The organism is Pseudomonas sp. COW5 (assembly GCF_026240005.1).
In the GTDB taxonomy this organism is placed as follows: Bacteria; Pseudomonadota; Gammaproteobacteria; order Pseudomonadales; family Pseudomonadaceae; genus Aquipseudomonas; species Aquipseudomonas kribbensis.
In genome coordinates, this window is the sequence record NZ_JAPHVP010000001.1 from 520044 (window position 1) to 544873 (window position 24830).

The window sequence follows — 24830 nt, forward strand, 5'->3', positions numbered from 1 at the left end:
GAAATGCTGCGCCCGACGGATGCCGGGCATCGTCAACGTATTGTTATGGTGCACAGCGCCCCCATCACGCCTGACCGCAAACTCGTTCGAACATCAGCGGAGTACTGATGGCTTTGATCATCAACCTGACGCACACAGCGACCTGCTCTGCCAGCGACCTCGAAGCAACGAGAAACGACATCAGAAAGCCATTAACTGCGTCTGAATATTTGACGCCAGACAATCCGCCCGAACTTTGCATGTCAAAAACATGCAGGCCACCAACCCCTCTATAAATGCAGGTAACATGCGTCGCTTTGCAGCCACTCGGCCTGACCATGTCCGCATCCTCCCGCTTCCCTTTTCTTCCTTATCTGTTCGCCTGCCTGCTCGGCCTGTTTGCGCTTTGCGGCTTCTGGTACGGCCTCGGCAAACCGGTGATTCTGCCGGACGTCGCCACCCCGACCCACAAGTTGCAATGCGCGTCCTATACGCCGTTCGACAAGGATCAGTCGCCGTTCGACATGCCGTTCAAACTGCGCCCGGAGCGCATGGACGCCGACCTCGCCCTGCTCGCCACCCGCTTCGAATGCATCCGCACCTATTCCATGACCGGCCTCGAAGCCCTGCCGGAACTGGCGCGCAAGCATGGTTTGAAGCTGATGATCGGCGCCTGGGTCAACAGCAACCCGGTGGACACCGAGAAAGAAGTCGATCTGCTGATCGCCTCGGCCAACGCCAACCCGGACGTGGTCAGTGCGGTGATCGTCGGCAACGAAGCCTTGCTGCGCAAAGAAGTCACCGGAGCGCAACTGGCGAAGCTGATCAACAAGGCCAAAAGTCATATCAAGCAACCGGTGACCTACGCCGATGTCTGGGAGTTCTGGCTCAAGCACCCGGAAGTCGCGCCGGCGGTGGACTTCCTGACCATTCATTTGCTGCCGTACTGGGAAGATGATCCTTCGAACATCGACGCCGCCCTGCAACACGTGGCCGATGTGCGCCAGGTGTTCGGCAACAAGTTCGCCCCCAAGGACGTGATGATCGGCGAAACCGGCTGGCCGAGCGAAGGCCGTCAGCGGGAGACCGCATTGCCGAGCCGGGTCAACGAAGCGAAGTTCATTCGCGGTTTTGTCACCCTGGCCGAACAGCAAGGCTGGCATTACAACCTGATCGAAGCCTTCGACCAGCCGTGGAAGCGCGGCAGCGAAGGCGCGGTCGGCGGTTACTGGGGGCTGTTCGATGCGGATCGCCAGGACAAAGGCGTGCTGGCCGGGCCGGTATCCAACGTCCCTGACTGGTCGCGCTGGCTGGCGCTCGGTGGTCTGATCTTTGTCGGCACTTTGATGCTTGGCGGCCGGGTTCGCACAACGCGTTCAGCGCTGGTGCTGCCATTGCTTGGCGCCCTCGCCGCCTGCTCGATCGGCGCCTGGGCCAACCTGGCATGGCTGACCACACGCTTCGCCAGCGAATGGGTGTGGGTCGGTCTGCTGACTGTGCTGAATCTGCTGGTGCTGACCCATGCCGCACTGACCTTGAGCGCCCGCAGCGGCTGGCGTGAGCGAGCCTTCGATGCGTTCGAACGACAAGCAGGCTGGCTGGTTGCGGCGGCCGGTTTTGCGGCAGCGATAATGGTGCTGGAGATGGTGTTCGATCCGCGCTATCGCAGCTTCGCGAGTGCGGCGTTCATTCTGCCGGCACTGGTTTACCTGTGCCGGCCGGTGCCGGTGGCCCGCCGGGAAATTGCCTTGCTGACCTTCATCATCGGTGCCTGCATTGCGCCGCAGCTGTTCCGCGAAGGCCTGCAGAATCAGCAGGCCTGGGGCTGGGCACTGGTCAGCGGATTGATGGTGGCCGCGTTATGGCGCTGCCTGCGGGTTCGCAACCGCTGATCTTCAGAGGCTGAACCGGCCTCTTCGCTGGCAAGCCAGCTCCCACAGTGACCGAGTCAAGCTCGGGTTTTGTGTGCGCCACGCACCACTGTGGGAGCGGGCTTGCCCGCGATGACTGACGGTCAGACGCTGCGAGATTCCCGCACCAGCCGCAACCCGGCAATCACCACCGCAAACACCGCCAGCGTGGTGTTGTACAACGCCAGCGCCGGAAACCCGAACACCAGCGCCAGCACCGCCAGCCACCACCCTGCCCGTCCCGGTACGACAAAACCGATCACGGCAGCCGCGACCGCCGCCCAGCCGAGCATCTGGAAATGAATCATCAGTCCCAGGTTCGAGCGCACCGAGCATTCCCAACGGCTCGCCTCGTCAACACAAATGCCCACCCATTGCGCGTCCTCCATGAAGCCATAACGCGCGCCATAACTGGCGGCCAGCCATAACGGCAACAGAACGAGCAGCAGAATCACGGGCAAGCGGCGGGACATGGAACACTCCAAACGATGAAATCGGCGGCCAGCTTAATCGCCTGCCAGCCGTGTGCAAGAACTAACAACTCTTAACTGGTCTTTCGATCCGCGCAAAGTGTATCGTCCGGCTACTATTACCCCGAATTCCGTCTGATTGGTGCCGATGCATGGCACTTTGGCGCTAACCCAGTGGTCATAGCCTGCGAACCTCATTCGGCACCTTCCTTTAAGGGATTCACTCATGCTCCGATCCTTGCGCTTCGCCGCCCTGTTTGGCGGCCTTATCCTGAGTGCGTCCGCGCTGGCGGTGGATATCGACGCCGCCAGTTATGGCTATCCGCTGACCAACCCGTTCGAAGCGACCATCGCCACCACGCCGCCGGACCTGCGTCCGGAGTTGCCGTCGGACGACGACATCAATCAGACCGACCGCAGCGTCACTCTGCGCCCGGAACGCGAGTTCATCCTGCCGGACAACTTCTGGGCAGTGAAAAAACTCACCTATCGCATCGCCACCCAGGACAAGGCAGCCCCGCTGATCTTCCTGATTGCCGGCACCGGCGCGCGGTATGACAGCAGCCTCAACGAATACCTGAAAAAGCTCTACTACAAGGCCGGCTACCACGTGGTGCAGCTGTCCTCCCCCACCAGTTTCGACTTCATGAGCGCCGCCTCGCGTTTCGCCACCCCCGGGGTGACCAAGGAAGACGCCGAAGACATGTACCGGGTGATGCAGGCCGTGCGTGCGCAAAACCCGAAAGTGCCGGTCACCGACTATTACCTCAGCGGTTACAGCCTCGGTGCGCTGGACGCAGCGTTCGTCGCCCACCTGGACGAAACCCGCCGCAGTTTCAACTTCAAGAAAGTGCTGCTGCTGAATCCGCCGGTCAACCTGTACACCTCGATCACCAACCTCGACAAGCTGGTGCAGACCGAGGTCAAGGGCATCAACAACAGCACCACGTTCTATGAACTGGTGCTGGCCAAGCTGACCCGCTACTTCCAGCAGAAAGGCTACATCGACCTCAACGACGCGCTGCTCTACGACTTCCAGCAGTCCAAGCAGCACCTGAGCAACGAGCAGATGGCGATGCTGATCGGCACCTCGTTCCGCTTCTCGGCGGCGGACATCGCCTTCACTTCGGACCTGATCAACCGTCGCGGCCTGATCACCCCGCCGAAATTCCCGATCACCGAAGGCACCAGCCTCACGCCGTTCCTCAAGCGTGCGCTGCAATGCGACTTCGACTGCTACCTGACCGAACAGGTGATCCCGATGTGGCGCGCCCGCACCGACGGCGGCAGCCTGCTGCAACTGATCGATCAGGTCAGCCTGTACGCCCTCAAGGATTACCTGCACGACAGCCCGAAAATCGCCGTGATGCACAACGCCGACGACGTGATCCTCGGCCCCGGCGACCTCGGTTTCCTGCGCAAGACCTTCGGCGATCGCCTGACGGTTTACCCACTGGGCGGCCATTGCGGCAACCTTAACTACCGCGTCAACAGCGACGCCATGCTGGAGTTCTTCCGTGGCTAAATATCTCCTGCTGTTTGCAGCGTTACTCTGTGCAGGCGTGGCCCAGGCCGACAACAGCAAAGCCAACGCACCGGTGGTGGTCGACAGTGACGGCTTCAAGGAGCCGCTGTCCAAACTCAAGTTCAACCCGGGTCTGGACCAGCGTGAGTTCGAGCGCTCGACGCTCAACGCACTGAACGTGTATGACCCACTGGAGTCGTGGAACCGCCGGGTCTACCACTTCAACTACCGCTTCGACCAATGGGTGTTCCTGCCGGTGGTCGATGGCTATCGCTACGTCACGCCCGGTTTCGTGCGCTCCGGTGTGAGCAACTTCTTCAACAACCTTGGCGACGTGCCGAACCTGGTCAACAGCCTGCTGCAGTTCAAGGGCAAGCGCTCGATGGAAACCACCGCGCGCCTGCTGCTCAACACCACTATCGGCATCGCCGGCCTGTGGGACCCGGCCACCGCCATGGGCCTGCCGCGCCAGAACGAAGACTTCGGCCAGACCCTGGGCTTCTACGGCGTACCGGGCGGTGCCTACTTCGTGCTGCCGATCCTCGGCCCGTCGAACATCCGCGACACCGCCGGCCTGGCCGTGGACTACACCGCCGAATCGGCGATCAACTACCTGAACGTGTCGAAAGTCAGCGAAAACCACCCGGAAATCTGGGCGCTGCGTGCGGTCGACAAGCGTTATCAGACCCGCTTCCGCTACGGCCAGATGAACTCGCCGTTCGAGTACGAGAAGGTGCGCTACGTGTACACCGAATCGCGCAAACTGCAGATCGCCGAGTAAAACCGGCAGCCGCAAAAAAGGCCATTCGATGCAAATCGAATGGCCTTTTTTATTTCACGGTGATCAATCCTTACAGATTGAACTTTCAAGCATGAACAACCTTTGGCTCCCTTGGGTCCGGGCCGTGACTGTTCTCCCCTTTAGTCCCACTTGCCGCCAACGTGATCAGAAGAATGAACGGCCCGACCAAAGGAACAGCCGCCCAGAATATATTGAGTCCGCTTTTATTCATGTCGTGATACCTGCGCCAAATCACTGCCAGACGAGGGCTCAAGGTCAACACGCCATAAATTGGCAGTGCCAGCAAATAATAAGGTTCTTTATTCAGTTCCGTAGCGTATCCAATCGCAAGAAATACCGCCTGCAAACAGGTTTCCATCAGAAAAAACATCCAAAACTCTTTTCTGCTGGCTCTCCCCTTGAACGTTGCGTACTTTCTCAACACCTGCAAATACCATTTCATTCCAGAATCCCTTCGCTACCGAAAAATCTGTTCCAACCGTTACTGGCGAAACAGCGGTGCGGAGTCTACGAATGTCCTCAAAACAACAATGTAGGAACAATCTGAAAGAAATGTGGGAGGCGCGAGTTTTTAGCCTTTCAGCGCTTTCCAGATCTTGCCGACGACCGACACAACCGCCAGCACCACCGCCCCCGCCACAACCCCTGCCACGCCATTGAGCAACACGGGTACTGCAAACCCTGCACTGCCCGCCGCTGCGGCAACGCTCTCGATCCAGTGATGCACCACCGGTACGCCGTGAGTCAGGATGCCGCCGCCGACCAGAAACATCGCCGCCGTGCCGATCACCGACAAGCCTTTCATCATGTAAGGCGCGGCACGCAGGATCGCGTTGCCGATGCGCTTCGCCGCAGCGCCGGGCTTCTGGGTCAGCCACAGACCGAGGTCATCGAGTTTGACGATACCGGCCACCAGGCCGTAGACGCCCACGGTCATGACGACCGCGATGCCCGACATCACGATCACTTGCTGGGTCAGCGACGCCTCGGCCACGGTGCCGAGGGTGATGGCGATGATTTCCGCCGAGAGGATGAAGTCGGTGCGGATCGCGCCTTTGATCTTGTCCTTCTCGTAGGCCACCAGATCGGTCGCCGGATCGGCCACCGCTTCGGTCAACTGCGTATGCCCGGCCTGATCTTCATCCTTGCCGTGCAGCAGCGGATGGGCGAGTTTCTCGAAACCCTCGAAGCACAGATAGGCGCCGCCGACCATCAGCAGCGGCGTCACCAGCCACGGCACGAACGCACTGATCGCCAGCGCCGACGGCACCAGGATCAGCTTGTTGACGAACGAGCCCTTGGCCACCGCCCACACCACGGGAATTTCCCGTTCGGCGCGTACGCCGGAGACTTGCTGGGCATTGAGCGCCAGGTCATCGCCGAGCACCCCGGCGGTCTTCTTGGCGGCCATTTTGCTCATCAATGCGACATCGTCCAGAACGGTGGCGATGTCGTCGATCAGCACCAGCAAACTGCTTCCTGCCATGGGTCAGGCTTCCCTGTGTAAAAAAGTGCGCGCAGCATACCGTGCGCCACTCAAGGGAGCGAGAGGCTACGGCACCTGCCAGCCACCGCCCAGGCTCTGGAACAGCGCGACACTGCCCTGACTGAGCAAACCCTGGGTATCACGCAAATTTTGCTCGGCCTGCAACAACACCAATTGCTGGGTCAGCACCGCTTGCTGGCTGACCGTCCCCGCCCGTTGCTGCGCCTGCTGACTGCCAAACAATTGCTGGTTGCGCTGGAACATCTGATCAAAGGCTTGCGCCTGAATATGCAGATGATTGATCGCCGACAGGTTGTCCTCGACGTTCTGCAACGCCCCAAGTACCGTGCCGCGATACGTGGCCACGTCCTGATCGTAAGTGGCCTCGGCTTGCTGCTTGGCCGCTTCGCGGGCACCGCCGTCGAAAATGGTTTCCGCCAGTGCCGGCCCGAGGGTCCAGATACGGTTGGGCACGGAGAACAGGCCGCCCAGCGCCGAACCCCGGAAGCCACCTTCGGCGGTCAGGCTCAGAGTCGGAAAGAATGCCGCTTCGGCCACGCCGATCCGCGCGTTGGCCGCTGCTGCCAGACGTTCTGCGGATACCACATCAGGTCGGCGCAGCAACAGATTCGAAGGCAACACCGGCGGCGGCATGGGAGTCGTGAAACGATAGTCAGCGGCCCTGGGCAGATCGAACTGCGCTGGCGCCAAACCCACCAGCACCGCCAGCGCATGCTCGGCCTGCTCCCGCGAACGCTGCGCGGTTTGCAACGCCGTGATCACCGTACTGAGCTGATCCTGCGCCACCAGCAGTTGATCGTTGGTCGCCGTGCCCTGAACGGCTTGCGCCTGAATCATCGTCAGCAGTTGCTGATTGACGGCTTGCTGTTGCTGCAACAGGTCGATGTCGATATCCAGTTGCCGCAGCCCCAGATAATTGGTCGCCACACTGGCGCCGATGGACAGCCGCACGCCGGCCAGCAGCGCGTCGGAGGATTGCAGCGAGGCCTGGCTCGACTCGATACCGCGCCGCACCTGCCCCCACAGATCCGGCTCCCAACTGGCCGTCAGGGTGGCGCTGACCGTTTGTTCGACGGTGCTGCCGCTGCTGCCGGTCAAACCGCTGGTGGTGCTGCCGCTGGCACCGCCGCCGACACCGCGAGCGCCGGACAAACCCACGCCCACGGTCGGCCACAACCCGGCGCGGCTCGACGCCACCTGTGCCTGCGCCAGCCGATACGCCGCCTCGGCGCCGATGATCGACTGGTTGGCCTTGGCCGAGCGCTCAATCAGATCGTTGAGTACCGGATCCTGATAGGCGCGCCACCATTGGCTGTCCAACGCGCCCTGCGGATTGGCCTGGGCGCGCTGCCACTGCGTGCCTTCCTTGAACGAAGTCGGCAGTTCAATCGCTGGCTTGTGGTAGTCCGGGCCGACCATGCAACCGCTCAACAACAGGCTCAGCACAAGGCTGGCGCCCACGGGGAACAGACGACGTTTCATTTATCGCTCCTTACGCTTCAGGCGCTGCGACGCCCGGTCCAGCCAAAGGTAGATCACCGGCGTGGTGTACAGCGTCAGCAACTGGCTGAACAGCAAGCCGCCAATGATCGAAATCCCCAACGGCCGGCGCAGCTCCGAGCCATAACCGCTGCCCAGCACCAGCGGCAGCGCGCCGAGAATCGCCGCCAGCGTGGTCATCATGATCGGCCGGAAGCGGATCAGGCAGGCGCGGCGGATCGCGTCCTTGGCGCTCAGGCCGAATTCGCGGCGCTCGGTGATGGCGAAGTCGATCATCATGATCGCGTTCTTCTTGACGATCCCGATCAGCAGAATCACCCCTACCAGCGCAATGATCGACAGTTCGGTGCCGGTCAGCAGCAAAGCGATCAGCGCACCGACACCGGCCGACGGCAACGTTGAAAGAATCGTCAGCGGGTGCACTAGGCTCTCGTAGAGCATGCCCAGCACCACGTACACCGACAGCAGCGCCGCGACGATCAGCAACGGCTCGCTGGCCACCGAAGACTGGAAAACCTGCGCCGTCCCCGCAAACTGGCCGACCACACTGGCGGGCATGCGCAATTGTTTGACGGCGTTGTCCACCAGCGCCGTTGCCTGGCCGATGGAGACGCCCGGCGCGAGGTTGAACGAAGCGGTCACCGCCGGAAAAGTGCCTTGATGACTGATCGAAATCGCCGTGCGCCCCACGGAGTAATCGGCCAGCGCCGACAGCGGCACTAGCGCTTGCGAGGCCGTGGCACTCAGGTTCGGCGCCGCCGCAGCGCCCTTGGTGGCGACCGCTGCGGTGCCCACCGGAACGTAAATGTTTTTCAGGGTTTCCGGGGACGCCCAGTACGCCGGCGCCACTTCCATCACTACGTGGTACTGGTTGGCGGAACGGTAGATGGTCGAGACCTGGCGCTGGCCGAAGGCATCGTAAAGCGTCTGGTCGATGGCCGACATGCTGACCCCGAGCCGGGCGGCGGCATCGCGATTGACCGTCACACTGGACATCAGACTGTTGTCCTGCTGATCGGTGTTCACATCGGTCAATTGCGGTAAGCCGTGCAGCACCGCGACGACTTTCGGCACCCATTCGTCGAGGGCGCTCTGGTCGTCGGCGGTCATCGTGTATTGGTACTGCGCCCCGCTCTGCCGTCCGCCGACCGTGATGTCCTGCGCCGACTGCAGATACAGGCGCGTGCCGGGCATGTCGCCGAGGGTGTGGCGAATCTGGCCGATGACCTGATCGGCGCCGTCCTTGCGATCCGCCAGCGGCTTGAGGGTGATGAACAGTTGCGCACTGTTGACCGCCCCGCCAATCCCGCCACCGCCGCCGACAAACCCGCCGACGGTCGCCACGTTCGGATTGCTCAAGACCTTTTTATTGATCTCGCTGAAGTTCGACTGGATCGCCCCGAAGGAAATGCTCTGCGCCGCGATGATGCTGCCGGACATGCGCCCGGTGTCTTCCTGCGGGAAAAAACCCTTGGGCACCAGCACATAGAGCACGCACGCCAGCACGATCACCAGCAGCGTCAGCGGGCCCATCAGGAACGAATGCTCGACGACCCAACCCAGCGTGCGGTCATAGAACCGGTGAAAGTACGAGTCAGGATGATCGTCACCCTTGCCGCTCTGCTGTTGAGTGCGCAGCAGTACGCTGGCGAGCATCGGCGTCACCGTCAGCGACACCAGCATCGAAATCACGATGGCCACCGACAGCGAAATCGAAAATTCGCGAAACAGCCGTCCGACCACTCCGCCCATCAGCAGCAACGGAATGAACACCGCCACCAGCGACACGCTGATGGTCATCACCGTGAAACCCACCTCCCGCGCCCCGGCCAGTGCCGCTTGCACGCGGCTCTCGCCTTTCTCCAGGTGCCGCATGATGTTCTCGACCACCACGATCGCGTCGTCCACCACAAACCCGGTGGAAATGGTCAGCGCCATCAGCGACAGGTTGTTGAGGCTGTAGCCGAGAAAATACATCGCCCCGAAAGTGCCGAGCAGCGACAGTGGCACGACGATGGCCGGGATCAGCGTGCTGCGCCAGTCGCGGAAGAAGCCGAAGGTCACCAGCGTCACCAGCGCGATCGAAATCAGCAGGGTCACTTCCACGTCGTGCAGCGAGGCGCGAATGGTGGTGGTGCGGTCCATCAGGATGTTGATCTTGATCGCCGAGGGGATCGAACTCTGCAGGAACGGCAGGTCGGCCTTCACCGCGTCCACCGTGTCGATGACGTTGGCCCCGGGCTGCTTGAACACCACCAGCAACACCGCCGGTTTGCCGTTGGACAGGCCGAAGTTGCGCAGGTCTTCGACATCCTCGGTGACGTCGCCCAGGTCCGAGATGCGCACCAGATCGCCGTTGCGTAGCTTGACCACCAGCGGCCCGTAATCGCTGCCCTGATAGAGCATGTCGTTGGCCTTCAGGCCATAGGACTGATCGCCGACCGACACCGTGCCTTTGGGCAGGTTGACGTTGGACGCCTGAATCACCTGCCGCACCTGTTCCAGGCTGACGCCGTAGCGATTGAGCCGATCCGGATTAAGCTCGATGCGCACCGCCGGCAGTGCCGCGCCGCCCACCGTGACATCGCCGACGCCCGTGGTCTGCAACAGCCGCTGCTCGAGCAGGGTCGAGGCCACGTCGTACATCTGGCCACGGGTCGCCGAATCGGAAGTCAGGCTGAGAATCAGGATCGGCGAATCGGCCGGGTTGACCTTGCGGTAGGTCGGGTTGCCGGACAGGTCGCTCGGCAGGCTGCTGCGCGCTGCGTTGATCGCTGCCTGCACGTCCCGCGCCGCGCCGTCGATGTCGCGATTGAGGTCGAACTGCAAAGTGATGCGGGTCGCCCCCAGCGAACTGGACGAGGTCATCTCAGTGACCCCGGCGATCTGCCCGAACTGGCGTTCCAAAGGTGTCGCCACCGATGACGCCACCGTGCTTGGGTCGGCACCGGGCAACGAGGCACGCACGCTGATGGTCGGGAAATCCACCTCCGGCAACGGCGCCACCGGCAGCAGGTTGAACGCCAGCACACCAAACAGCGCCAGCCCGACCGCCAGCAGCGTGGTGGCGATGGGGCGCTGAATGAACGGCGCGCTAAGGTTCATCGCGCAAAGCCTCGGCCGCCGCTGGACGGCGCCGGGTGAAGCGCTGCTCCAGGCCATGCATGGCGAGGAAAATCACCGGGGTCGAAAACAGCGTCAGCAACTGGCTGAGCAACAAGCCGCCGATGATCGCGATTCCCAGCGGATGGCGCAGCTCCGAGCCGATCCCGGTGCCCAGCGCCAGCGGCACCGCGCCGAACAGCGAGGCCATGCTGGTCATCAAAATCGGCCGGAATCGCAACTCGGCGGCCTGACGGATCGCGGCCACCGGATCGAGCCCGCCCTTGCGTTCCAGTTCCAGGGCAAAGTCGACCATCATGATGCCGTTCTTCATCACGATGCCGATCAGCAGCACAATGCCGATCAAACCGATGATGTCGAACTGCGTGCCGGTGATCAGCAATGCCAGCAACGCACCGAGCGCGGCGGACAACAGGGTCGAGAGAATCGTCACCGGGTGCACGAAGCTCTCGTAGAGAATCCCCAGCATCAGGTACACCACGATGATCGCCGCCAGCACCAGAAACACCTGATTGGACAACGACGCCTCGAACGTCGCCGCCGCCCCTTCCAGATTGGCCTGCACCGACAGCGGCAGGCCGGCCTGGGCCTCGATGTCCTTGAGCCGCGTCACCGCCGCGCCGAGGGTCTGGCCGGGGGCGAGGTTGAACGAGACATCGGCGTAGGGAAACTGTCCCAGACGATTGATGGTTACCGGCGCGCGAATCACCTGCATCGTCGCCATGCTCGACAGCGGCGCCACCCCGCCGCCGGGAATGTCGACGTAGAGCCCGGTCAACAGATCCGCCAGATTGTGCGGCGGATGGTCGGTGGCGATCACCACGTGATACTGGTTGAGCTGGGTGTAGATGGTCGACACCTGACGCTGGCCAAACGCGTCGTACAGCACGTCGTCGATGGCTTGCGGCGTGATGCCCAGACGCGATGCGGTGGCGCGGTCGAAGTTGAGCTGGATCTGATTGCCGAACTGCATCGCCTGGCTTTGCACGTCGGTGAACATCGGATCCTGCTTGATCGCCGCCAGCAGCTTGTTGGTCCAGGTTTCCAGTTCGCCCGGATCGGTGGCTTGCAGGCCCAGACGATAACTGGTGGTCGAGACCGTGGCGTCCAGCGTCAGGTCCTGAACGCTGTGCAGGTACAGGCGAATCCCGGCGTCGTCGGCATTGGCGTCGGAGAGCCGGCGAATCACCGCTGCGCTGCTGTCACGGTCGCCATGGGGTTTGAGGTTGATCAGCAGGTTGCCCTGATTGATCGTCGGGTTGGTCTGGTCGATGCCGACGAATGACGACAGGCTCGCCACCGCCGGGTCCTTGAGAATTCGCGCCGCCAGGCGCTGCTGCTCGCTCTGCATCTGCTGGAAGGAAATGCCCGGCGAGGCCTGGGAAATGCCCTGGATCAGCCCGGTGCCCTGCTCGGGAAAAAAACCCTTGGGCATGATCACGATGATCAACAGCGTCAGCAGCCCGGTGAGCACCACCGAGATCAGCGTCAGCCCGCGATGCAGCAGCACCCAGTCCAGGCCTTTGACGTAATAGCCGTTGACCCGGTCGAAGAAATCGACCCGGCGCTCCTCGTGTTTGTGCTTGAGCATCCGCGAACACATCATCGGCGTCAGGGTCAGGGTGATCAGCGCCGAGATGACGATGGTCACCGCCACGGTCATGGCGAATTCGCGAAACAGCCGGCCCACCACATCGCCCATGAACAGCAGCGGAATCATCACCGCGATCAGCGCCACCGACAGCGAAATGATGGTGAAGCCGATCTGCTCCGCGCCTTTGAGCGCAGCCTGCATCGGCGAGTCGCCGGCCTCGATGTAGCGGGTGATGTTTTCGATCATGACGATGGCGTCATCGACCACGAAACCGATGGCGATGGTCAGCGCCATCAGCGTCAGGTTGTTCAGCGAAAACCCCACCGCGTAGGCCACCGCCAGGGTGCCGACCAGCGTCAACGGCACGGTCACCGCCGGGATGATCGTCGCCGCCACATTGCGAAGGAACAGGAAGATCACGATCACCACCAACAACACCGCCACCGCCAGTTCGTATTGCACGTCGGTGACCGAGGCGCGGATGGTTTGCGTGCGGTCAGTGAGCACGTTGACCTTCAGCGTTGCGGGCAGACTGGCACGCAGCTTGGGCAGCAGTTGTTGCACGCGGTCGACCACATCGATGACGTTGGCGCCGGGCTGACGTTGAATGTTCAGAACAATCGACGGCGTGCTGTCGGTCCATGCCGCTTGCCGAGGATTTTCCGGGCCCTGGGTCGACGAAGCGATCTGCGACAGGCGAATCGGCGCGCCGTTTTTGTAGGCGATCACCAGATCGCGGTACTCCTCGGCCGACTGCAACTGGTCGTTGGTGCCGATGGAATACGCCTGATATTTGCCGTCGATATTGCCCTTGGCCTGATTGACGTTGGCCGTGCCCAGCGAAGTGCGCAGGTCATCGAGGGACAGCCCCAGACTGTTCAGCGCCGAGGTGTTGGCCTCGACCCGTACCGCCGGGCGCTGACCGCCACTGAGGGTGACCAGGCCGACGCCGGTGATCTGCGAAATCTTTTGCGCCAGCCGCGTGTCGGCCAGATCCTCGACCTTGGTCAGCGGCAGCACGTCGGAGGTCAGCGACAGCGTCAGCACCGGCGCATCGGCCGGGTTGACCTTGCTGTAGACCGGCGGGTACGGCAGGTTCGCCGGCAGGAAGGTGCCGGCGGCGTTGATCGCTGCCTGCACTTCCTGCTCGGCGACATCCAGCGACAGCGACAGATCGAATTGCAGGGTCACCACCGAAGCGCCGTCGGAGCTGGTGGAGTTCATCGACTTGAGCCCCGGCATCTCGCCGAGCTGGCGTTCCAGCGGCGCGGTGATCGACGAACTGATGACCTCGGGACTGGCGCCGGGGTATTGGGTGAACACCTGAATGGTCGGGTAATCCACCTCCGGCAACGCCGACACCGACAACAAGTGATAACCCAGCAGACCCAGCAACAGTACGGCGACCATCAACAGCGTGGTGGCCACCGGACGTTCGATGAAGGGGCGCGAGACGTTCATGGGCTACGCCTCCTACGGCGCGACGACTTTCACCGCAGAGCCATCGTCGAGTTTGTCGGCGCCCTCAGTGACGACCTGCTCGCCCTCCTTCACCCCGTTGTCGAGCACCGCCGAGACATCGCCCGTCGCCGGCCCGGTCTTGATGTTGCGCAGGCTGACCTTGTTGCCGGGGTCGACCACGACGAAAACGAAATCGCCCTTGCTGCCATGCTGGATCGCTCGGGTCGGCACCACGGGGTTCTGACTCAGGGTGTCGGCCTTGAGCCGGGCATTGACGAACTGATTGGGAAACAGCGCCTTGGCCGAATCATCGAACTGCGCCTTGACCTTGATCGTGCCGGTGCTGGTATCGACCTGGTTATCCAGCGCCAGCAGATTGCCGGTGGCCAGCAGGTTGTGTTTGTTGCGGTCGTAGGCCAGCACCGTGACTGCGCCTTTGGCCATGGCCTGATTGATCGCACCCAGATCATCCTCGGGCACGGCAAACACCACGGTGGCCGGGGTCATCTGAGTGATCACGGCAATCCCGGTGGTGCTGGTGGTGGTCACGTAGTTGCCGGGGTCGACCTGGCGCAAACCGACCACGCCATCCACCGGCGAAGTGATCGTGCAGTAGCTCAACTGGACTTCGAGGTTTTGCACGCTGCCCTGATCCGAAGCGACCGTGCCTTGCAGTTGCTGCACCAGCGAGGCCTGGGTATCGAGGGTTTGCTGAGTGGTGGAGCCGACCTTGATCAATTCGCGATAACGCGCCAGATCCCGCACGGCGTTGGCGAGCAGCGCCTGATCGTGCATCAGCGTGCCTTTGGCCACCGCCAGTTGCGCCTTCAGCGCGCGGTCGTCGATGCGGGCGATGACCTGGCCCTTGGCGACGTGCTGGCCTTCCTTGAATTCGACCGAGCTGAGAATGCCGTTGACCTGGGTCACCACGGTCACGCTGCGGGTCGGGGTCACCGTGCCCAAGGCGTCGATGTAGACCGGTACGTCCTGCAACCTGACCGGAACCGTCGCAACCGGCTCGGCGGCGGGCGGGGGTTTGACCCGCTTCTGACCGACGCTCAGGTAGAACCACAGGGCAAGCCCCAGCAACAGCACAATGCCAATGATCAACAGGACTTTGCCGCGCCTGCGTTTCGCCATGACCGCCCGCCTCTTGCCCCCGCGTCTGCCTTGACTCTAGCAGCGTCCCGACAGCCATCGCGGGGCATGGCGAACTTGTTCAGGCTGGCGACAGACTGACGCGACGAGCGCCACCGACGGGCATTGTTGAGCGGCGCGCGAGGCCGGTGCTACCATGCGCAACCGCCAGAACAGGCAAGGAACCACCGGGTTTATGAGCACAATCCGCGAGCGCAACAAAGAACTGATCCTGCGTGCCGCCAGTGAAGAGTTTGCCGACAAGGGCTTCGCTGCGACCAAAACCAGCGACATCGCCGCCAAGGCGGGATTGCCCAAGCCCAACGTCTACTACTACTTCAAGTCCAAGGAAAACCTTTACCGCGAGGTTCTGGAAAGCATCATCGTGCCGATCCTGCAGGCCTCGACCCCGTTCAACCCGGACGGCGTGCCGAGCGAAGTGCTGAGCGGCTACATCCGCTCGAAGATCCGCATCTCCCGCGACCTGCCGTTTGCCTCCAAGGTGTTCGCCAGCGAAATCATGCACGGCGCCCCGCACCTGAGCGCCGACCTGGTCGAGCAACTGAACAGCCAGGCCAAGCACAACATCGACTGCATCCAGAGCTGGATCGACCGCGGCCAGATCGCCCCGATCGACCCCAACCACCTGATGTTCAGCATCTGGGCCGCGACCCAGACCTACGCCGACTTCGACTGGCAGATCTCCGCCGTGACCGGCAAGGAAAAGCTCGACGAAGCCGACTATGAAGCCGCGGCGCAGACGATTATCCGGCTGGTGCTCAAAGGGTGTGAGCCGGACTGATAGACCGCGTTGACTGCATCGCGAGCAAGCCCGCTCCCACATTTGATCCATGAGCACCACAAATCAAATGTGGGAGCGGGCTTGCTCGCGAATGCAGCAACTCGGTCTCACGGTCAGACCCAGATCGCATCCCACAGCGGATAGTCACCAAGCTTTTCTACCAATCCAGCCCGCAACGGGTTGGCCACAACATACCGCGCCACTCTAACCAGACTTTCCTCCTGCCGAAGCGAATGATCATGGAAGCTTGGCTGCCACAGACTACCCGTCCTGCCAGTCGCTGAATTGACTGATCTGGCACTCAAGGATTTGACCTGGCACATCAACTGCCCCAGTGATCCTTTCTGCAGTTGCACCAGCCAGTGAAAGTGATCTGGCATGACGACCCAGGCCAATGAGTCGGCAAACCCCGTATCTTGAGCATGCCTGAACTGATGAACAACTAGTCTTCCCAGGGCGTAATCCTTGAAGACAGGTTCGCCTTTATGAGTATTGGCTGTCAGAAGATAGATGCGATTTTGTTCGGCAAAACGTCCGACTCTCAGTCGGTGTGATGCAGATAGTTTTGGCATTCCTTTGCCTTTTCTCATGATTGATTTCATGAAAAGGCTAGCCCGGAACATCGAATATTGAGGGCAGGATTTTTAGCTGGATGTGTCTGGAAAATCGCCTTCGCGAGCAAGCCCGCTCCCACATTCGACCGAGTTCCTTCAGTACAAATGAGGTCAACCGTGGGCCTGCTCGCGATGACGTCAGTTCAAACGCCGAATATCAGGCCGCCACCCCCGCATCCGCCCGCAGATCCAAAGCCTCCACAGCCTTGATCGCCACCTGCTCATCGACATCCGACAGATCGCCGCTGATGCCGATCGCTCCCAGCACGTTGCCCGCCTGATCACGGATCAACACGCCGCCCGGTGCCGGGACGACGCTGCCCTGCCCCATGCTGTTGAGCGCGGCGATGAACGCCGGGCGTTGTTGTGCGTCCAGCGCCAGCAGGCGTGAGCCCTTGCCCAGGGCGATGGCGCCCCAGGCTTTGCCGATGGCGATATTCGGGCGCAGCAGGCTGGCGCCGTCTTCGCGTTGCAAGGTGACCAGATGGCCGCCGGTATCCAGTACTGCAATGGTCAGCGGCGCAGCGGAGATCGCCCGCCCTGCGCTGATGGCTTCGTTGACCAGGTTGACTGCGACTTTCAAGGTTAAAGCGCTCATGGTGCCGTCCTCATTTTGTTATTGGGAAAGCCGTTGGGCTGCGTTTTTTTGCTGCGCGCTTGCGTCGCAGCCCGATGCAACAAATAGAACACAATGAATTATTTTTTTGTATACAATAATTCTCGAAAAGCGCCCCATGCGACGAAAAGCCACAGTAGATACGGCTTCCGACGAATGAAACAGGCGCTTGAGAAAATGGATTGACCTGCGCCGTCCGCCGTGAATACACTCTGCGCAAAGCCACTTGTATACAATTACAAAACGTAAAGAGGCACAAAACCATGAGCAAAATGAGAGCAATCGAAGCCGCCGTTCTGGTGATGCGCCGTGAAGGGGTTGATACCGCTTTTGGCATTCCGGGTGCTGCGATCAACCCGCTGTATTCCGCCCTGAAGAAAGTCGGTGGCATCGATCACGTCCTCGCTCGCCACGTTGAAGGCGCCTCGCACATGGCCGAGGGCTACACCCGCACCAAGGCCGGCAACATCGGCGTGTGCATCGGTACTTCCGGCCCTGCCGGTACCGACATGGTCACCGGTCTGTACAGCGCCTCCGCAGACTCCATCCCGATCCTCTGCATCACCGGCCAGGCGCCACGTGCCCGTATGCACAAGGAAGACTTCCAGGCCGTCGACATCACCAGCATCGTCAAGCCAGTGACCAAGTGGGCAACCACCGTTCTGGAGCCGGGCCAGGTGCCTTACGCGTTCCAGAAAGCCTTCTATGAAATGCGCTCCGGCCGTCCGGGCCCGGTGCTGATCGACCTGCCGTTCGACGTGCAGATGGCTGAAATCGAATTCGACATCGACGCCTACCAGCCACTGCCGCTGGCCAAGCCGAGCGCAACCCGCGTGCAGGTTGAAAAGGCTCTGGCATTGCTCGATCAGGCTGAACGTCCATTGCTGGTCGCCGGTGGTGGCATCATCAACGCCGACGCCAGCGATCTGCTGGTGGAATTCGCCGAGCTGACCGGCATCCCGGTGATCCCGACCCTGATGGGCTGGGGCACCATTCCGGACGATCACCCGCTGATGGTCGGCATGGTCGGTCTGCAGACTTCGCACCGTTACGGCAACGCCACGATGCTGAAATCCGACGTGGTGCTGGGCATCGGTAACCGCTGGGCCAACCGTCACACCGGTTCGGTCGACGTGTACACCGAAGGTCGCAAGTTCATTCACGTCGACATCGAAGGCACCCAGATCGGCCGCGTGTTCACCCCGGACCTGGGCATCGTTTCCGACGCTGCCGCCGCGCTGACCGTGTTCATCGAAGTCGCCCGTGAATGGCAAGCCGCCGGCAAACTGAAAAACCGCAGCGCATGGCTGCAGGACTGCCAGCAGCGCAAGTCCAGCCTGCAACGCAAGACCCACTTCGACAACGTGCCGGTCAAGCCGCAGCGCGTGTATGAAGAAATGAACCAGGTGTTCGGCAAGGACACCTGCTACGTCAGCACCATCGGTCTGTCGCAGATTGCCGGCGCGCAGTTCCTGCACGTCTACAAGCCGCGTCACTGGATCAACTGCGGCCAGGCAGGCCCGTTGGGCTGGACCATTCCGGCAGCGCTGGGCGTGGTGAAGGCCGATCCGAACCGTAAAGTCGTGGCCCTGTCGGGGGACTATGACTTCCAGTTCATGATCGAAGAACTGGCGGTCGGCGCCCAGTTCAATCTGCCGTACATCCACGTCGTGGTGAACAACTCGTACCTGGGTCTGATCCGTCAGGCACAGCGCGGGTTCGAAATGGACTACTGCGTGCAGCTGTCCTTCGATAACCTGAACGCGCCGGAACTCAACGGTTACGGTGTCGACCACGTCGCAGTCGCCGAAGGCCTGGGCTGCAAGGCGCTGCGTGTGTTCGAACCGGCTGACATCGCCCCTGCCCTGCGCAAGGCCGAGGAGCTGATCGAAGAGTTCAAGGTGCCGGTGATCGTCGAGATCATTCTGGAGCGTGTGACCAACATCTCCATGGGGACCGAGATCAACGCCGTCAACGAATTCGAAGACCTGGCGCTGGTCGGCAACGATGCGCCAACGGCGATTTCGCTGCTCGACTGAACGTAACCTGCTCCCTCTCCCTTTGGGAGAGGGTGGCTACATGTCACTCTCCCCCAGGAGAGGGGACTGATTGCGTTGTGTCAGACATTTTGTTTTAGGAGACCACCATGCCGCGTTTCGCAGCCAACCTGTCCATGCTGTTCACCGAACAGGATTTCCTTGCCCGTTTCGACGCCGCCGCCAAGGCTGGCTTCAGCGGTGTCGAGTACCTGTTCCCGTACGATTTCAGCTCTGCCGAAATCAAGGCAAAACTCGACGCCAACGGTCTGACCCAAGTGCTGTTCAACCTGCCGGCCGGTGACTGGGCCAAGGGCGAGCGCGGGATCGCGTGCCTGCCGGACCGGGTCGAAGAGTTCCGCGCCGGTGTCGATCTGGCCATCGCTTACGCACAGGTGCTGGGCAACACTCAGGTCAACTGCCTGGCCGGTATCCGTCCGCAGGGCGTGGACGATGCCACCGTTGAAAAGACCTTCGTCGCCAACCTCAAGTACGCTGCCGACAAGCTGCAAGCCGTCGGCATCAAACTGGTGATGGAAGCGATCAACACCCGCGACATCCCGGGTTTCTACCTGAACAACACGGCGCAGGCCCTGTCGATTCGCGAGCAGGTCGGCAGCGCCAATCTGTTCCTGCAATACGACATCTATCACATGCAAATCATGGAAGGCGATCTGGCCCGCACCCTGCAATCGCACCTGGGCGAGATCAACCATGTGCAGCTGGCCGACAACCCGGGCCGCAACGAGCCGGGCACTGGCGAGATCAACTACCGCTTCCTGTTCGAACACCTCGATCGCATCGGTTATCAGGGCTGGGTCGGCTGCGAGTACAAGCCGCTGACCACCACTGAAGCGGGCCTCGGCTGGCTGAAGACCCACAACGCGATCTGACCCCCTATTTGCTTGAGCAAGACAAAAACAAGAGGAATTTCTCATGGCTAAAATCGGATTTATCGGCACCGGCATCATGGGCCACCCAATGGCTTCGAACCTGCAGAAAGCCGGTCACAGCCTGTTCCTGTCGGCGCACCACGACGCTGCTCCTGCCGACCTGGTCGCCGCTGGCGCCGTCGCTTTGGCCAACCCACGCGAAGTGGCGCAGGAAGCTGAATTCATCATCGTCATGGTGCCGGATACCCCGCAGGTCGATGACGTGCTGTTCCGCGCCGACGGCGTTGCGGCCGGCATCGGCAAAGGCAAAGTCGTGATCGACATGAGCTCGATCTCGCCGACCGCCACCAAGGCTTTCGCCGCGAAGATCAACGAAAAAGGCGCGCAATACCTCGACGCTCCGGTGTCCGGTGGTGAAGTCGGTGCCAAGGCTGCGACCCTGAGCATCATGGTCGGTGGCGACGCCGATGCCTTCGAACGCGCACTGCCGCTGTTCCAGGCCATGGGCAAGAACATCACTCTGGTCGGCGGCAATGGCGACGGTCAGACCGCCAAGGTCGCGAACCAGATCATCGTTGCCCTGAACATTCAGGCCGTCGCCGAAGCCCTGCTGTTCGCTTCGAAAAACGGTGCCGATCCGGCCAAGGTGCGTGAAGCGCTGATGGGTGGTTTCGCCTCCTCGAAGATCCTCGAAGTGCACGGCGAGCGCATGATCAAAGGCACCTTCGATCCGGGCTTCCGCATCAGCCTGCACCAGAAGGACCTGAACCTGGCCCTGCAAGGCGCCAAGGAGCTGAGCATCAACCTGCCGAACACCGCCAACGCCCAGCAAGTGTTCAGCACCTGCGCGGCCATCGGTGGCAGCAACTGGGACCACTCGGCGCTGATCAAGGGCCTGGAACACATGGCCAACTTCTCGATTCGCGACAAGAAGTAAGCCCTGCCCCAACCTGCATCAAACCTGTGGGAGCCAGCCTGCTGGCGATGGAATCGACGCTGAGTGTCTGCCAGACCTCAGCGCCTGAATCGCTAGCAGGCTAGCTCCCACAGGGTTCCGAGTTGCCCTTTCGAATAACAAGAATTCCGGGAGCCCGCCATGTCGGTCGATCCGCAACAACTGCTGCGCGAGCTGTTTGCCACAGCCATCGACGCGGCCCATCCGAACCAGGTCCTCGAAGCCCATTTGCCTGCCGATCGCACAGGTCGCGTGATCGTCATCGGTGCCGGCAAGGCTGCCGCTGCCATGGCGCAAGTGGTCGAGCGCTGCTGGGAAGGTGAAGTCTCGGGCCTTGTGGTGACCCGCTACGGTCACGGCGCCCCGTGCGAAAAAATCGAAGTGGTCGAAGCCGCGCACCCGGTGCCGGACGCCGCTGGTCTGGCCGTGGCCAAACGCGTGCTGGAACTGGTCAGCAACCTGAGCGAAGACGACCGCGTGATCTTCCTGCTGTCCGGCGGCGGTTCTGCCCTGCTGGCGCTGCCGGCCGAAGGCATCACCCTGGCCGACAAACAGTCGATCAACAAAGCCCTGCTCAAATCCGGCGCGACCATCGGCGAGATGAACTGCGTGCGCAAGCACCTCTCGGCGATCAAGGGCGGACGCCTGGGCAAGGCCTGCTGGCCGGCGACTGTTTATACCTACGCGATTTCCGATGTACCGGGCGACCTCGCCACGGTCATCGCCTCCGGCCCGACCGTGGCCGACCCGAGCACAAGCGCCGAAGCACTGGCGATCATCAAGCGCTACGGCATCGAGATCCCGGCTTCCGTGCGCACCTGGCTGCAAAGCCCGGAATCGGAAACCGTCAAACCCGGCGATCCGAGCCTGGCCCGCAGTCATTTCCAGCTGATCGCCCGTCCTCAGCAATCGCTGGATGCGGCGGCGGTGAAATGCCGTCAGGCCGGTTTCAGCACGCTGATCCTCGGCGACCTGGAAGGCGAATCCCGCGAAGTGGCGAAAGTCCACGCCGGCATTGCGCGCCAGATCATCCATCACGGCCAGCCGCTGGCAGCACCGTGCGTGATTCTCTCCGGCGGCGAAACCACGGTGACCGTGCGCGGCAATGGCCGTGGCGGACGCAACGCCGAATTTCTCCTCAGCCTCACCGACAGCCTCAAGGGCCAGCCCGGCGTCTATGCGCTGGCCGGTGACACCGACGGCATCGACGGCTCGGAAGACAACGCCGGCGCGATCATGACCCCGGACAGCTACGCCCGCGCCGCCGCCCTGGGCCTGAGCGCCAGCGACGAGCTGGATAACAACAACGGCTACGGCTACTTCGCGGCGCTCGATGCGCTGATCGTCACCGAGCCGACCCGCACCAACGTCAACGACTTCCGCGCCATCCTGATCCTCGAGAGCTCTAAATCATGACGCCTGACAAAAAGGTCAAAATCCTCGCCACCCTCGGGCCTGCCGTCGACGGCATCGAAGACATCCGCGAGCTGGTCGAGGCCGGGGTCAATATCTTCCGCCTCAACTTCAGCCACGGCGATCACGCCGACCACGCCAAGCGCTATCAGTGGATCCGCGAAGTCGAGCGCCAGCTCAACTATCCGCTCGGCATCCTGATGGACCTGCAGGGGCCGAAACTGCGGGTCGGCAAGTTCGCTGACGGCAAGGTTCAACTGCATCGCGGCCAGGCCTTCCGCCTCGATCTGGACGCAACCCCGGGCGACGAACGCCGGGTGAACCTGCCGCATCCGGAGATCATCGCCGCGCTGGAAGCCGGAATGGACCTGCTGCTCGACGACGGCAAACTGCGTCTGCGAGTCGTCACCAAATACAGTGATGCGATCGACACCACCGTGCTCAACGGTGGCGAGCTGTCGGATCGCAAAGGCGTGAACGTGCCGCAAGCAGTGCTCGATCTGAGCCCGCTGACCACCAAGGATCGCCGCGACTTGAGCTTCGGTCTTGAGCTGGGTGTGGACTGGGTCGCGCTGTCGTTCGTGCAGCGTCCACAAGACATCATCGAGGCCCGCGAATTGATCGGCGACAAGGCGTTCCTGATGGCGAAAATCGAGAAGCCGTCGGCTGTCGAACAACTGCGCGAAATCGCCGAGCTGAGCGACGCGATCATGGTTGCCCGCGGTGACCTGGGCGTGGAAGTGCCGGCCGAAAGCGTGCCGCAGATCCAGAAAAACATCATCACTACTTGCCGTCAGCTCGGTAAGCCGGTGGTGGTGGCAACGCAGATGCTCGAGTCGATGCGCTTCTCGCCGGCGCCGACCCGCGCCGAAGTCACCGACGTGGCCAACGCCGTGGCCGAAGGCGCCGATGCGGTGATGCTGTCGGCGGAAACCGCGTCCGGCGAATACCCGCTGGAAGCCGTGCAGATGATGAGCAAGATCATCCGCCAGGTGGAGAACGGTCCGGATTACCAGACCCAGCTCGACGTCAGCCGGCCGAAGGCCGAAGCGACCGTGTCCGATGCCATCAGCTGTGCTATTCGCCGGATCAGCAACGTGCTGCCGGTGGCGGTGCTGGTCAACTACAGCGAGTCCGGTGCATCGAGTCTGCGTGCCGCGCGGGAGCGGCCGAAAGCGCCGATCCTCAACCTCACCCCGAACCTGCAGACCGCCCGCCGCTTGAGCGTGGCGTGGGGCATTCATTCGGTGGTCAATGATCGCCTGCGTCAGGTGGATGAAGTGTGCTCGACCGCGCTGGAAATCGCTCAGGCTCAAGGAATGGCCGAGCGTGGCGATACGTTGCTGATCACTGCGGGTGTGCCGTTTGGCCAGCCGGGATCGACTAATTCGCTGCGGATCGAAACATTGATTTAACGCCTCACCGGCCTCTTCGCGAGCAGGCTCGCTCCCACAGTTGATTTGTGTGCACCACAAACTCAATGACTGAACAAAGATTCAATGTGGGAGCCAGCCTGCTGGCGAAGCAGGCGACTCGGTTTCACTGACTTCAGAACTGCCATGCCTGCCAACCATTTCAACACCCACTGCCCCGACTGGGCCGAAGCCTTGCTAAATGGCTTCAGTCAGATCTTCCTCCAGCGCCACCCGTTGTGTGGCCTGCTGTGCCTTTTGGCAATCCTGTTCACCGCCCCCGTGCTGTTCGCCGGCGCGCTGCTCGGCGCGGTCGCCGGGTTGCTCACCGCGCAGCGGCGCAACTACGCCAAGGCAGATCGCCAGGCCGGACTGTTCAGCTACAACGGCGTGCTGGTCGGCCTGTTGCTGAGCCTGTATTTCCCCTGGTCGCCGATGTTGCCGCCGCTGATTCTGGCGGCCGGTGGACTCAGCGCGATGATCACGCAGCAGTGGCTCAAACGCGCACGCCTCACCGAATACCTGCCGGCATACACCGCGCCGTTCGTGTTGCTGAGCTGGGTGTTCCTGTGTTTCGCCGAGCCTGCGACGCCAGCTCCAGCGCTTGAACTGAACACGCTGAACCTGCTCGGTGCCGCCCTGAAGGGGCTGGGCCAGGTGATGTTCCTCGACCATCCGCTGGCCGGTGCATTGATCGCTGCCGGTCTGCTGATCGCCGATCGCCGGGCATTTGCCTGGGCGCTGCTGGCTTCGGTCATCGGTTTGGGCTCCAGCCTGTTGCACCACGACAGTCAGGTCGCGCTGCTCGGTCTGGGTGGCTACAACGCGGTGCTTGCCGCCCTCGCCTTCAGCACCCAACGCCAGCAACCGTGGCTGCCGCTGTTCGGCATCGGCCTGGCGCTGCTGGTGACGCCGCTGTTCGGTGCCCTGGGCCTTGCGACGCTCACCGCACCGTTCATTCTCGCCTGCTGGCTGCTGCGCACCGGCATCCGCCTGATGCGCCAACCCGAGTTGAACGCGGCGCCTTGCGCTGACGGGGAGAATCAACCTAGGCTGCGCTGATTTATGGCCAGGGCGATTC

19 protein-coding genes are annotated in these 24830 nt (G+C 62.0%); 10 read left to right on the top strand and 9 right to left on the bottom strand.

Annotated elements, in window-relative coordinates; genetic code table 11:
* Positions 1-275: 275 nt before the first annotated feature.
* The gene (locus tag OQ248_RS02265) at positions 276-1871 is read left to right on the top strand and encodes a beta (1-6) glucans synthase (RefSeq protein WP_265811920.1); all 1596 of its coding nucleotides are present in this window, start codon (positions 276-278) and stop codon (positions 1869-1871) included.
* Between the two features lie 122 nt (positions 1872-1993).
* On the opposite strand, the gene OQ248_RS02270 is transcribed toward OQ248_RS02265, so the two are convergent.
* Positions 1994-2362 (bottom strand): hypothetical protein, encoded by a 369-nt coding sequence (locus tag OQ248_RS02270; protein ID WP_134825917.1) that lies wholly within the window; start codon positions 2360-2362, stop codon positions 1994-1996.
* A gap of 223 nt (positions 2363-2585) precedes the next feature.
* Between OQ248_RS02270 and OQ248_RS02275 the strand changes: the two genes are divergently transcribed.
* Together OQ248_RS02275 and OQ248_RS02280 are read left to right on the top strand one after the other, a co-directional pair.
* A complete protein-coding gene (locus OQ248_RS02275; protein WP_085710535.1) occupies positions 2586-3884 on the top strand; it encodes a serine/threonine protein kinase in 1299 nt (432 codons plus the stop codon).
* Positions 3877-4665, top strand: coding sequence for a VacJ family lipoprotein (locus OQ248_RS02280; protein ID WP_085710534.1), 789 nt, complete (start codon positions 3877-3879; stop codon positions 4663-4665). Before OQ248_RS02275 ends, OQ248_RS02280 begins: the two co-directional genes overlap by 8 nt.
* Positions 4666-4750: 85 nt before the next feature.
* On the opposite strand, the gene OQ248_RS02285 is transcribed toward OQ248_RS02280, so the two are convergent.
* From OQ248_RS02285 to OQ248_RS02310, 6 genes are all read right to left on the bottom strand, one after another.
* Positions 4751-5128, bottom strand: a complete 378-nt coding sequence (locus OQ248_RS02285; RefSeq protein WP_134825916.1) for a DUF805 domain-containing protein — start codon at positions 5126-5128, stop codon at positions 4751-4753.
* A 129-nt stretch (positions 5129-5257) separates the two neighbouring features.
* Complete coding sequence (locus tag OQ248_RS02290; RefSeq protein ID WP_265811921.1) at positions 5258-6172, bottom strand: DUF808 domain-containing protein; 915 nt, start codon at positions 6170-6172, stop codon at positions 5258-5260.
* A 66-nt stretch (positions 6173-6238) separates the two neighbouring features.
* Positions 6239-7675, bottom strand: a complete 1437-nt coding sequence (locus tag OQ248_RS02295) for an efflux transporter outer membrane subunit (protein WP_265811922.1) — start codon at positions 7673-7675, stop codon at positions 6239-6241.
* Positions 7676-10798, bottom strand: a complete 3123-nt coding sequence (locus OQ248_RS02300) for an efflux RND transporter permease subunit (protein WP_265811923.1) — start codon at positions 10796-10798, stop codon at positions 7676-7678. It lies immediately after the preceding gene.
* The gene (locus tag OQ248_RS02305; protein WP_265811924.1) at positions 10788-13871 is read right to left on the bottom strand and encodes an efflux RND transporter permease subunit; all 3084 of its coding nucleotides are present in this window, start codon (positions 13869-13871) and stop codon (positions 10788-10790) included. Before OQ248_RS02305 ends, OQ248_RS02300 begins: the two co-directional genes overlap by 11 nt.
* Positions 13872-13883: 12 nt before the next feature.
* Positions 13884-15011, bottom strand: a complete 1128-nt coding sequence (locus OQ248_RS02310) for an efflux RND transporter periplasmic adaptor subunit (protein WP_265811925.1) — start codon at positions 15009-15011, stop codon at positions 13884-13886.
* 193 nt (positions 15012-15204) lie between these two features.
* On the opposite strand from OQ248_RS02310, the gene OQ248_RS02315 reads away from it, so the two are divergent.
* Entirely contained in the window at positions 15205-15810 is a 606-nt protein-coding gene (locus OQ248_RS02315) for a TetR/AcrR family transcriptional regulator (protein ID WP_096822132.1), read from the top strand.
* Between the two features lie 113 nt (positions 15811-15923).
* On the opposite strand, the gene OQ248_RS02320 is transcribed toward OQ248_RS02315, so the two are convergent.
* The gene (locus OQ248_RS02320) at positions 15924-16382 is read right to left on the bottom strand and encodes a transposase (protein ID WP_265815053.1); all 459 of its coding nucleotides are present in this window, start codon (positions 16380-16382) and stop codon (positions 15924-15926) included.
* 199 nt (positions 16383-16581) lie between these two features.
* The gene (locus tag OQ248_RS02325) at positions 16582-17022 is read right to left on the bottom strand and encodes a heme-binding protein (RefSeq protein WP_085710524.1); all 441 of its coding nucleotides are present in this window, start codon (positions 17020-17022) and stop codon (positions 16582-16584) included.
* A 281-nt stretch (positions 17023-17303) separates the two neighbouring features.
* Between OQ248_RS02325 and gcl the strand changes: the two genes are divergently transcribed.
* The 6 genes from gcl (at position 17304) to OQ248_RS02355 (ending at position 24811) form a co-directional block, all read left to right on the top strand.
* Positions 17304-19079 carry a glyoxylate carboligase gene (gene gcl, locus OQ248_RS02330; RefSeq protein ID WP_134825910.1) on the top strand — a complete coding sequence of 592 codons (1776 nt, stop codon included), beginning with the start codon at positions 17304-17306 and terminating at the stop codon, positions 19077-19079.
* A 107-nt stretch (positions 19080-19186) separates the two neighbouring features.
* Positions 19187-19969 (top strand): hydroxypyruvate isomerase, encoded by a 783-nt coding sequence (hyi, locus tag OQ248_RS02335; protein ID WP_085733713.1) that lies wholly within the window; start codon positions 19187-19189, stop codon positions 19967-19969.
* Positions 19970-20012: 43 nt separating this feature from the next.
* The gene (locus OQ248_RS02340; RefSeq protein WP_265811926.1) at positions 20013-20906 is read left to right on the top strand and encodes a 2-hydroxy-3-oxopropionate reductase; all 894 of its coding nucleotides are present in this window, start codon (positions 20013-20015) and stop codon (positions 20904-20906) included.
* 159 nt (positions 20907-21065) lie between these two features.
* The gene (locus tag OQ248_RS02345; RefSeq protein ID WP_134825909.1) at positions 21066-22340 is read left to right on the top strand and encodes a glycerate kinase; all 1275 of its coding nucleotides are present in this window, start codon (positions 21066-21068) and stop codon (positions 22338-22340) included.
* On the top strand, positions 22337-23752 hold the full coding sequence (gene pyk, locus OQ248_RS02350; RefSeq protein WP_085710519.1) for a pyruvate kinase: 1416 nt from the start codon (positions 22337-22339) through the stop codon (positions 23750-23752). The genes OQ248_RS02345 and pyk overlap by 4 nt, the downstream gene beginning before the upstream one ends.
* Before the next feature lie 144 nt (positions 23753-23896).
* Positions 23897-24811 carry an urea transporter gene (locus OQ248_RS02355; protein WP_265811927.1) on the top strand — a complete coding sequence of 305 codons (915 nt, stop codon included), beginning with the start codon at positions 23897-23899 and terminating at the stop codon, positions 24809-24811.
* The last annotated feature ends 19 nt before the right edge of the window (positions 24812-24830 follow it).